Source organism: Flavobacterium ginsenosidimutans (assembly GCF_037478105.1).
Lineage (GTDB): Bacteria > Bacteroidota > Bacteroidia > Flavobacteriales > Flavobacteriaceae > Flavobacterium > Flavobacterium ginsenosidimutans.
Genome location: NZ_CP147988.1, coordinates 3,955,943 through 3,967,800, shown reverse-complemented (window position 1 = coordinate 3,967,800; position 11,858 = coordinate 3,955,943). Strand labels below are relative to the sequence as shown.

The window sequence follows — 11,858 nt, the reverse complement described above, 5'->3', positions numbered from 1 at the left end:
ATTCAGCAGATTTTTTAAAGAAATCAAATAAAATCTGCCCAAGTCTGCAATATCTGCGTGAAAAAAAACTTAAAGAAAAAAAACTTTGTGCCTTTGAGTCTTTGTGGCATTAAAAAAATAAAAAACATGAAAAAGAAATCTATAATCGCGATACTTATTTTCTGTATTTCCTTAACTGTTTCGGCACAGAAAATCTACGACGTTAAGAAATATGGAGCGAAAGGAGACGGAAAAACAAATGATGCAGCCGCAATTCAGAAAGCAATTGATGAATGCAGCAAAACGGGTGGAAGAGTTTTAATTCCAGCGCCATTTACTTTTCTATCAGGACCAATTGATGTAAAATCAAAAGTCGATTTGCATATCGAAGCAGGAGCTAAATTATTGGCAAGTCCAGATGAAAAACTGTATACAAAAAGCGCTTTCAGAACGAATCCCGGAGAAGGAACAATTTGGATTGGAGGAGAAAATATAGAAGATTTTACCATTAGCGGAAGCGGCAAAATAGACGGAAACGGAATTTCTTTTATGGGAGCAGAGGAAGATGATGCCTATATTTTAAAACCGTTTAATGTATTAGATCCAAGACCGCACGTTTTAACAATTATTGGCGGAAAAAATATAAGAATCAAAGATGTTCATATCGGAAATTCAGCTTATTGGACCGTTCATTTAATTGGCTGTAATGATGTTGTCATCAGTGGAATTACTTTGTTGAACAGTTTAAAAGTGCGTAACAGTGACGGAATCGATTTGGATCATTCAAAAAATGTTAGAATAAGTGATTGTTATATTGAAAGTGGTGACGATTGCATTTGTTTGAAAAACAGAAGAGAATTTGAAGAATTTGGCGCTTGCGAAAATATTACCGTTACAAATTGTACAATGACAAGCAGTAGCTGTGCAATTAAAATTGGTTCAGAAAATATGGACGCGATTAGACAAGTTGTTTTTAATAATTGTATCATTAAAAACAGCAATCGCGCTTTAGGAATCCAGAACAGAGATGAAGGAACGGTAAGCGATGTTATTTTTTCTAATATCATTATAGAAAGTAAATTAAAAACAGATACTTGGTGGGGAAAAGCAGAACCAATTTATGTTACAGCTTTCAGCAGAGCAAAAGGGAATCATAAAGATGCGAACTGGCGTTTTCCAAAGGGAGCTACTGAAGGGAAAGTGGGAGAAATTAGAAATATCTATTTTTCTAATATTCAATGCACAGGAGAAAACGGTGTATTTGTAAGCGGTGAATCTAAAGATAAAATCAAGAATATTGTTTTTGATAATGTGAGCGTTTTTATAGATAAAACAACTTCTTTTTCTGGCGGATTATATGACAGACGCCCAGCAAATGTTGAAGGTTTTGTAAAAGGAAGTACATCAGGTTTTTATTTTGATAACGCTGAAAGTATTAAAGTTCAAAATTGTACTGTTCAATGGGGAAAAAACAAACCAGATTATTTTAAATATGCTGTTGAAAGTAAAAATGTTGATGTTTTAAAAGTGATTAATTTAGATGGAGAATCGGCTTTTCCTGCTAAATTAGAGGCAGTAAAAAAATAACCATCTCATACCAAAATTATGAAAAACAATATCAGAAAATTTACTATTTGCGGTCTATTAATGAGCAGTTTTTATCTAAATGCTCAAAAAGCGACTTTAGAAGTTGATGCTTCAAAAACGATTACTAAAATCCAACCAACAATGTTCGGTTTGTTTTTTGAAGACATCAATTTTGCTGCAGATGGAGGATTATACGCTGAAATGATTAAAAACAGATCTTTTGAATTTGATAAACCTTTAATGGGTTGGGAACAGCCTAACACCAAAAGATCTTCCATGAATAAAGAATCGGGTAGTGCCACGCCAATAAATTTATCGGCTACTAATACCAATTTCTGTCGAGTAGAGATAAACAATGATAAAGGCTATGCTTTAATAAATGAAGGATTTAGAGGAATGGGAGTGAAGAAAGATGCCAAATACAATCTTTCTTTGAAAGCTGCGAATCCAAATGGAGCAATTAAAAAAATTATTGTTCAATTAATAGATAAAGATCAAAAGGTAATTGGAGAAACGAGCATTGTTCCAAAATCAGAGCAATGGACAAATTACAAAGCACAAATTATTGGTACACAAACAGAAGCAAAAGCCAAACTAAAACTGACTTTTGAAGGAACGGGAACGATTGATTTGGATATGATTTCGTTGTTTCCTGAAGATACTTGGAAAGGGAGAAAAAACGGACTTAGAAAAGATCTTGTACAACTTTTGTATGATGTAAAACCTGGATTTTTACGTTTTCCTGGAGGCTGTATTGTTGAAGGAAGAACTTTATCTGATCGTTATCAATGGAAAAAATCGGTTGGAAATGTAGAGGAAAGAAAAACGATGATGAACCGTTGGAATGTCGAATTCAATCACAAGCAAACTCCTGATTATTTTCAAAGTTTCGGATTAGGGTTTTACGAATATTTCCAGCTTTCAGAAGATATTGGAGCAGAACCTTTGCCAATTTTAAGCTGTGGAATGGCTTGTCAATACAACACAGGAGAATTAGCTCCGATGGATGAATTGGATCCATACATTCAAGATGCTTTAGATTTGATCGAATTTGCCAATGGCGCTGTTACGACAACTTGGGGAAAAATCCGTTCGGATATGGGACATCCTAAACCATTTAATTTAAAATATATTGGAGTTGGAAACGAGCAATGGGGACCAGATTATATTGATCGCTACAAAGTTTTTGAAAAAGCAATAAAAGCAAAATACCCAAATATCATCATAGTTTCTGGAAGCGGGCCTTCGCCAAAAGGAGAACATTTTGATTATGCTATGGCTGAACTTAAAAAGCTGAATGCAGAATTGGTAGACGAACATTATTATGAAAGTCCGAAATGGTTTAGAGAAAATGCCGGTCGTTACGATAATTATGATAGAAAAGGGCCAAAAATATTTGCAGGAGAATATGCGGCGCAAAGTGTTTCAGGAGCAAATCCGAATAATAGAAACAATTGGGAATGTGCATTTTCTGAGGCTGCTTTTATGACAGGATTAGAAAGAAATGCAGAAGTAGTTCAATTATCGTCTTACGCACCTTTAATGGCTCATGAAGATGCTTGGCAATGGACACCTGATATGATTTGGTTTAATAATTTAGAATCTTACGGTTCAGCGAATTATTATGTGCAGCAATTATTTTCGACCAATAAAGGAACAGATCTTTTAAATATTACAAAAGACGGAAAAGCGTTAATTGGTCAAAATGATTTGTATGCATCGGCAGTAAAAGACATACATAGCAAAGAAATTATCGTAAAACTGGTTAATACAGCAGCTTCAAGTCAAGAAGTTAGCATTGATTTAAAAGGAGCAAAATTAGGTTCTAAAGGTTCTATTATAAGATTGTCAAGCTCAAATACGCAAGACGAAAATACTTTTGCTGATCCAAAAAAAATCACTCCAAAACAAAGCGAATATAAAATCACAAAAGGAAAACAAGATTTGGATCTTCCTGCTTATTCGATAACAGTTTTAAAATTGAAAATCAATTAATTGTGAATTGTTAATTATAAATTATTAATTAAAATACCATGTTTCATCATTGTCTTAAAAAGGTTTTTGTAATTCTGTTAGTAACTGGATTTTCTGGTTATGCGCAGGATTTGAAATTGCAATACAATCAGCCAGCTGTGGAATGGACAGAAGCGTTGCCAATTGGAAATGGTACTTTGGGTGCAATGGTTTTTGGAAGAGTAGATTCTGAATTAATTCAGTTGAATGAAGCTACTTTATGGAGTGGAGGACCTGTGCAGAAAAACGTAAATCCAGATGCTTTTAAGAATCTTGCTTTAATTAGAGAAGCGCTGAGAAATGAAGATTTCGAGAAGGCATATCAGCTTACTAAAAATATGCAGGGAGCTTATAGTGAGAGTTTTATGCCTTTGGGAGATCTTATTCTGAAACAGGATTTTGGAGGGCAAAAAACGGATTCTTATAATAGAAGTCTAGATTTACAAACAGGATTAGCAACAACAGATTTCAAAGTTGGTGGTGTAAATTATAAAAGAGAAATCTTTGCTTCTGCACCTGCGCAATGCATTGTAATTAAACTTTCTGCAGATCAAGTAAAGAAACTTTCAGTTACACTTGATGTGACGAGTCTTTTGCGAAACGAAAAATCAATAAACGATAAAGCATTGGTTTTAAAAGGAAAAGCGCCTTCTCACTCAGATCCGAATTATATTGACTACAATAAAGAACCAATTGTTTATGAAGATCCATCTGGATGCAGAGGAATGCGTTTTGAACTGATTATTAAACCAGTTATAAAAGATGGAGAAATAAGTGCTGACGGAAATAAACTGGTCATAAAAAATGCTTCAGAAATTTTGCTTTTTGTTTCAGCCGCGACAAGTTTCAACGGATTTGATAAATGTCCAGACAGTCAAGGTAAAAATGAGCATCAATTGGCTGAAAATCCGATTAAGAAAGCGGTTGGCAAAAAGTATGATAATTTATTAAAAGAACATATTGCTGATTTTCAAAAATTATTTAATAGAGTTTCATTAAAATTGAATGAAAACGAAACCAGCAAAGCCAATCTGGCTACAGACATAAGATTAGAGCATTACGCAAAAGGAGAAAAAGATGCAGGATTAGAAGCTTTATTTTTTCAGTTTGGACGTTATTTATTGATTTCGTCTTCACGCACACACAATACTCCTGCAAACTTGCAAGGAATTTGGAACAATAAACTTCGTGCACCTTGGAGCAGTAATTACACCACAAACATTAATTTACAGATGAATTATTGGCCAGTAGAATCTGGAAATTTGTCTGAATTGTTTTTTCCGCTTGACGAATTCATTAAAAATGTTTCTGTGACAGGAGCGGAAACAGCAAAAAGTTATTACCATGCTAATGGTTGGGTTTTGCATCATAATTCAGATATCTGGGCGATGACCAATCCTGTTGGAGATTTTGGTAAAGGAGACCCAATGTGGGCAAACTGGTATATGGGAGCAAACTGGTTAAGCAGACATTTGTGGGAACATTATGAATATACAGGCGATACAGCATATTTAAGAAAAGTATATCCGATTATTAAAGGTGCGGCTGAGTTTAGTTTAGATTGGTTGCAAAAGGATAAAGACGGATATTTGGTAACAATGCCTTCAACTTCACCAGAAAACATGTTTTATTACGACGGAAAAAAGAAAGGAACTGTAACGACGGCTTCTACAATGGATATTGGAATTATTAAAGATTTGTTCGAAAATACAGTGGAAGCTTCAAAAGTTTTAAATATTGATTCAGAATTCAGAAAAAAAGTAGACAAAGCTGGAAGTGAATTACTTCCTTTTCAAATAGGCAGTAAGGGACAATTATTAGAATGGTACAAAGATTTTGAAGAAGAAGATCCGCATCATAGGCACACTTCGCATCTTTATGCTTTGCATCCAGCTAATTTAATTTCGCCATTGAAAACGCCAGAATTGGCCGAGGCAGCTAGAAAAACGCTAGAACTTCGTGGAGATGACGGAACTGGCTGGAGTTTGGCTTGGAAAGTAAATATGTGGGCAAGACTTTTAGACGGAAATCATGCTTATCGATTATTCAAGAACCAGTTGAGATTAACGAAAGAAAATAATACGGAATACAGCAGACATGGAGGATGTTACCCGAATTTGTTTGATGCGCATCCGCCTTTTCAGATTGATGGAAATTTTGCAGGAACAGCAGGAGTTATAGAAATGCTATTGCAAAGTCAGAACAAAGAAATTCATTTGCTTCCAGCTTTACCAGATGCTTGGACAGACGGCGAAATCAAAGGCATTAAAGCCAAAGGCAATTTTACTGTAGATATAAAATGGAATAATGGCAAAATGAGTCAAGCAAAGATTTTGTCTAATAATGGAGGAATTTGCACAATAAGATCTGCAGAGCCTTTTATTATTGAAAAACTCAATATAAAAAGCGAGAAATCGTCTATTGGTTATACCGTGACATTTAACACCAAAAAAGGAACGAATTACAATATTCTGCCTTTATAAAAGTAGCATTTATTTAAATTTTGGTTTGTTTAAGGCCACTCTCTTTTTTGAGAGTGGTCTTTTGTTTTATGGCTTTAAAGAAAAATCTCCCAGTTTCATAAAACAGAAACTGAGAGATAATCAAAAATAAAAAAAACACATCTTTTAGAACGAATATCTTAAGCCAAGCTGACCTTGGAATCTTGAAGCTAATTGATCTACAGTATAAGGTGAAGTACTTGGTTTTTGGAAAGTATAAGTAGGATCGCCTGTTGCAACTCCTCCTAAGTTTCCTGATTTTGTTAAACCAAGACTTGCTGTTGAATTATAAGTGTTAGGAACAAAATAACTTCTTCCCCAATCTTTATTGATAAGGTTTCCGATATTTGCCATGCTGAACGAAATTTGGAAAGTTCCAACTTTAGTAACCTGAATTTCATCCATTAATTTTAAATCGGCTTGAATGTTCCAAGGAGTTGTATCTCCGTTTCTTTCTGTGAAGTTTCCTCTACGGCTTTTTAAATAATCATTTCCGTTAATGAAAGCTTCATAATCTGCTACTTGCTGTGCTGCTGTTGCAGAAGGAACTCCTGCAGAACTCACTCCAATATATTTTGCTGCTTCTGCTGCATCTTTAAAGATATAAGCTAAACCTGCCGCTTGTCCAGTTCCTGCAATTGTTGAGTTAACAAATCCCCATGAAAACGGATTTCCTGATTGTGCATTGAAATATACATTTGCTGATAAAGTGTTGTTTGGAGCAACTTTTACGCCGTAACCTACATTAGAAACAATTCTGTGTTTGATATTAAAGTTAGAAGTTGCCAATTGAGGATTATTTGGAGTTAAAGATTGGTTCATTTGGAAGTTACTTTCCATAGAGTTACGAATTCCATTTGTGATATCTCTAGAATCTCCGTAAGTATAAGCCACCATAAAGTTGAAACCAAAATCGTAAGTTTTAGAAATCATTTCGGTAATACTGTAACGGTATCCTTTATTTGTGTTTGATAACAAATAAGCATTTGAAAAAGCAGAATTTATGTTTGCAGCATAAATTGGCATTTCATGTTTAGTATCGTAAGAAAAATAAGTCGGATTGTCCGTTTTATTTACTTGTTGGAATTCTAAGTCACGAATTACTTTTGTGTACATACCTTCAAGAGTAAATTTGTAACCGTCAATTATTTTATCAAAAGCCAATGAGTTTCTTAAAACAGCTGGCATTTTAAAATTATTATCAACTAAATCGGCTTGAACTTTTGGTGTAGCATTGTGGTAACCATTAAGTCCACCAGTTGCCAAAGGATCTCCCGCCGCCGCAACTTGAGCAGCAGTTAAATTGTTTTTGTCATAACTTCCGTATCCAACACCATCATTATAATAAGCATAACCTAACCACGCAAACGGAATTCTTCCTGTAAATACACCAGATCCACCTCTAATAACAAACGTTTTGTCTTCATCTACATTGTAAGTAAATCCAACTCTTGGCGAAACTAATGCTGAGCTAAAGAAGTTATTTTTTATTTGATTTAATGGCGTATACGTATAAGTTGTTCCATAATTTGGATCTTCAGGAGAATTTTGTACTTGTTCGCTCAATTTAGGTTTGTTTGGTAAATCAGTATAATCTACACGAACACCTGGAACTACTTTTAATTTGTCTCCAATTCTAATTTCGTCTTGAACGTAAGCACTATACATGTTTATTTTGAATTTAGCATACGGATTATTGAAGATTTCGTCTCTTGTTGAACCGTCAAACGGATAAGTTCCACGAACACGAGTAGGCAGTTTATTGAAGAAATCATCAAGAGATTTGTATGAAACTCTTCCGTTAAGCGCATTTACAAAACCATAGTTGATGTCGTAAAATTCATTGTGAGTACCAAATAATAAAGTATGATTTCCTGTTTTATAAGTTAAGTTGTCTGTGATTTCAGCAGTGTTTTGTTTCATGTTGAAAACAGTTGCTTCACGATCATTTCCTAAGAAAATTGTTCCTCCATTGTAACCAATTTCTGTTTGAGGAAACATGATATTACTAGATTTTGGATCACGATAATCTTTTATTGCCGAATAACTTGCAATAAAAGAGTTAGACCATTGGCTGTTGAAATGTGTTTTTAATTCTAAAACCGTACTGATAGCTTGGTTTTTCTGAGTAAAGTCCATACTTGCAAATCTAAAGTTTGCAGCATCACGCTCTAAGTTTGTCGCTTGAGAAATTACGGTATTGTTTCTTAACGAAAGTGAGTTTTTCTCATTGATTTTCCAGTCAATCTTATTGAAGAATTTTTGGCTTTTCGAGAAGTTATTGTATGAACCATAAGTTCCTGGATCAAATCCGTAGTTTGATTTTACGAATTGCGAAATCTGTTCTGCAGTTGCGTTATCAACTAATGAAGTTAATTTTCCGTTAGAATCTGTTTGTCCAGCATTGTAAAAGACAGGATCTGTTCTTTCTGCATATTCCATATTAGTAAAGAAGAACAATTTGTCTTTGATAATTGGCAACCCTAATCTAAAACCTACTTGATAATCTCCAAAAGAACTTGGCATTTTTGAGCCATCACCAGCATTGTTTGGTCCTGTTATAGCTGCACTTCTTCCGTAACTGTAAATAGATCCGCTCACAGTATTTGTACCACTTCTTGTCACAGCATTTACACTTCCTCCTAAAAAGTTTCCTAATTTAATATCATAAGGAGCAATATAAACTTGAATATCTTGAATCGCATCTAAACTGATAGAATTTGAACGTGTACTGCTTCCTGGCATTCCAGAAGTTCCAGATTGTCCTCCTAAAGACGGACTAAATCCGATGGCATCATTATTTATCGAACCGTCAATTGTAACGTTGTTGTATCTAAAATTGGTACCTGCAAAAGAGTTGTTAGAACTTTGAGGAACAAGTTTTGTAACATCCTGAATTCCTCTATTAATTAAAGGAAGTGCGTTTACTTGTTTTTCATTAATACTTGTGCCATTGTTTTTAGAAGAAGGTTTAGAACTTGTAATTACTACTTCTTCTAATACATTATTATCTGCTTTTCCAACTACAATTGTTGGCAGATCATTTTCGCCAAGAGCTAAAAAAATCTGTGCATTTGAGTAATCTTTCGTGTCGTTACTTTTTATTTCTAATTCGTAAGGACCACCCGCATTTAAGTTTTCGAAGCTAAACCTACCTTGTTTGTCTGTTTTTGCTCTGTAAACTGCATTTGTAGGCAAATGTGTTAGGGTAACATCTGCATCGATAACAGCACTTGTTCCATCATTGACTTTTGCAGACAAGGACGAGGTTGTAATCTGGGCAAAAATACTTCCTGCGGTAAGAAGCATCAAAGCCGAAAAAAAGAGTTTTAGTTTTGTCATGTTATTTATTAGTTTTTATCCACGACAAATAAAATCTCTTTGCTTCAATCCGATTTAAGGCTTATGTTAACGAAAAATCAAAAAACAATTCTTTGTTAATTTAAAATGATGAAGATGTTATTTCATGAAAAAATAGCTATCGCTTTATTATCAAGCAGTTTGTCTCAGATCTCATGGAATAAGGCATTAGAGATAGATTTAAACAAGATTAGAGATAGATTAGAGTATTATGTAAATGTTACGAATTGATAAAAAACAGTTTTTCTGACCAAGAAAAGACTTTGTTTTTATTAAAAAAATTAAGGAAATAGGAGAGAGAAAACAGTGCCTTTTTCAAGTTCAGAATCTACTGTTAAAGCGATGTTATGGCGTTTAAGAATTTGCATGGTAATAAAAAGTCCCAATCCTTGCCCTTGGATATGTCTCGTGCGATCACTTCTAAAAAATAAATCAAAAATCGAAGCAATGTCTTTTTCATCAATTCCAGAACCTTGATCTATTATTTTTAAAAGGAGCTTTCCTTGATTTTCAGAAGCAACTACATTGACCTGCAAAGGAAAAGAGAATTTAATGGCATTGTCTATAATATTATACAAAGCAATAAAAAGCATGTGTCTGTTGCCATTTACAGACAATAAATCTTCATTATTGGCAATAGCGTCCAAATTAAGCGTAACTTTTACTTCAGGATATTCGATGTTTTTCTTTTCGATTATATTCCATAAAATTTCATCAATTCTTACCATTTCCATCTGGTCAGGTTCTGAAAGCTCTAGTCCAGACAGAATAAGCAATCCATCTAGAGTTGATTTTAAATGGAAAGTATCTTTTCGAAGTGATTTTAAAACTTCTTCATATTGTGCGTTTGTTCTAGGATGCTGTAGCGAAACATCGATATCTCCAATAATAAAAGTAAGTGGAGTTTTTAGTTCATGAGAAGCATTTTTAAGAAAGTTTTTCTGTATCGCAACACCTTTTTCAAGTCTTTCTAAAAGATAATTAAAAGTTGTAATAAGCTCTTTTATTTCATCTTTTCCGCTAACGGTTGGCATTTCAAGTCTTGAATGAAGATTTTCTGTTGTAATGGTATTTACCTTCGAAATTACATCTGCAAAAGGTCTGAAAGTTTGTCTTGCTAAAAATCTTCCTAAAAGATAATTAAGCGCAATTCCTGCCAGATAAAAACTAAAAAATACAATGGCAAGCATTTCTAACTGCTGATTTCCAACATCATCAATTCCAGAAACAACAATAATAAAATCACCTTGATTGTCTTTGTAATATAATCCGCTAAATTGCCTCTGATTTATTGTAAAATGCAGAATTTGGTCTCGTGAAATAGCTTTTAAGTTTCGATCACTTAATACAACAGGAACATCATCGCGCAAATACAGTTTCTTGGTTTTTGCATTATAAATTCGGATAGATTGATTGGCAATTTTATTGAATTGCGTTTCTATGTCTTTATAACTTACACTGTCCATTTTTCTTATTTCATCTTTTTCAAAATAGAAAAAAGCAGTGATTAAGGCGTTGTCTTCAAGCTTTTCATAATACAAATCTTTTCTGTGGCTTTTAAAAAGCAAAAAAGATCCAATAAGAACAAGGCCTAAGATAAAAGCAAAAAGCAGTGTAGAATTTCTGGCAAGTTTATTTTTAAGATTCATGAACCTTATTTTTAAGCATATATCCAGTACCTTTTACAGTATGAATTAGCGGAAAAGAAAAATTCTTGTCGACTTTATTTCTTAAATAATTAATATAAACATCAACCGTATTTATACTCATATCGAGATCCATATGCCAAACGGCTTCAGCAATAGCAATTCGGGACAAAGCAGTTTCTCTGTTTTTCATAAAAAAGATCAAAAGCTTTAATTCTCGAGAAGAGAGATTTAATTCTTTACCGTCTCTGCTAGCACTTTGCTCTTTCATATTGATTTTGATTCCCGCATAAGACTGGAAATCTAAAACACCAGAACTAAATTCTGTACGACGAAGCTGCGCATTTATTCGCGCCAGAAGTTCTTCAAACAAAAAAGGTTTTGCCAAGTAATCATCGGCTCCAGCTTTTAATCCTCTCACTTTTTCTTGCGGAGTATCGAGTGCGCTTAAAATAAGAATAGGAACGATTATTTTTCGATTTCTTAAAACCTCGCAGACTTCAAAACCAGAAATATCAGAAAGCATAATATCGAGAATGATAATGTCGTAGGTATTTTCCATTACTTCATTAATGGCATCAAAACCTTTGCTGACGTTTTTTACCTGATACAATTGTTCTTCGAGTCCTCTTGTTATAAAAGAAGCAACTCTTGGATCGTCTTCGACTAATAAAACTTTATTCATTACCGATTAATATTGCTGAATGGAAACCCATGATCAATGAGTTTTAAAGTGATAAAAGTAATTAAAAGTTATTCTATTCTCTGAAAA

General features: G+C 33.9%; 6 protein-coding genes. 3 read left to right on the top strand and 3 right to left on the bottom strand.

Going from position 1 to position 11,858, the window contains the following annotated elements:
* Nucleotides 1-126: 126 nt before the first annotated feature.
* From V6624_RS17545 to V6624_RS17535, 3 genes are read left to right on the top strand one after another with little or no spacing between them, the layout of a single operon-like run.
* Entirely contained in the window at nucleotides 127-1,566 is a 1,440-nt protein-coding gene (locus V6624_RS17545; RefSeq protein ID WP_338839547.1) for a glycoside hydrolase family 28 protein, read from the top strand.
* An 18-nt stretch (nucleotides 1,567-1,584) separates the two neighbouring features.
* Nucleotides 1,585-3,561, top strand: a complete 1,977-nt coding sequence (locus V6624_RS17540; RefSeq protein WP_338839546.1) for an alpha-L-arabinofuranosidase C-terminal domain-containing protein — start codon at nucleotides 1,585-1,587, stop codon at nucleotides 3,559-3,561.
* A gap of 38 nt (nucleotides 3,562-3,599) precedes the next feature.
* On the top strand, nucleotides 3,600-6,062 hold the full coding sequence (locus tag V6624_RS17535; protein ID WP_338839545.1) for a glycoside hydrolase family 95 protein: 2,463 nt from the start codon (nucleotides 3,600-3,602) through the stop codon (nucleotides 6,060-6,062).
* 144 nt (nucleotides 6,063-6,206) lie between these two features.
* Here the strand turns inward: V6624_RS17535 and V6624_RS17530 are convergent, their stop codons facing one another.
* The 3 genes from V6624_RS17530 to V6624_RS17520 form a co-directional block, all read right to left on the bottom strand.
* Entirely contained in the window at nucleotides 6,207-9,422 is a 3,216-nt protein-coding gene (locus V6624_RS17530; protein ID WP_338839544.1) for a TonB-dependent receptor, read from the bottom strand.
* Nucleotides 9,423-9,721: 299 nt separating this feature from the next.
* On the bottom strand, nucleotides 9,722-11,089 hold the full coding sequence (locus V6624_RS17525) for a HAMP domain-containing sensor histidine kinase (RefSeq protein WP_338839543.1): 1,368 nt from the start codon (nucleotides 11,087-11,089) through the stop codon (nucleotides 9,722-9,724).
* Complete coding sequence (locus V6624_RS17520; RefSeq protein ID WP_111284189.1) at nucleotides 11,079-11,771, bottom strand: response regulator transcription factor; 693 nt, start codon at nucleotides 11,769-11,771, stop codon at nucleotides 11,079-11,081. Before V6624_RS17520 ends, V6624_RS17525 begins: the two co-directional genes overlap by 11 nt.
* Nucleotides 11,772-11,858 lie beyond the last annotated feature (87 nt).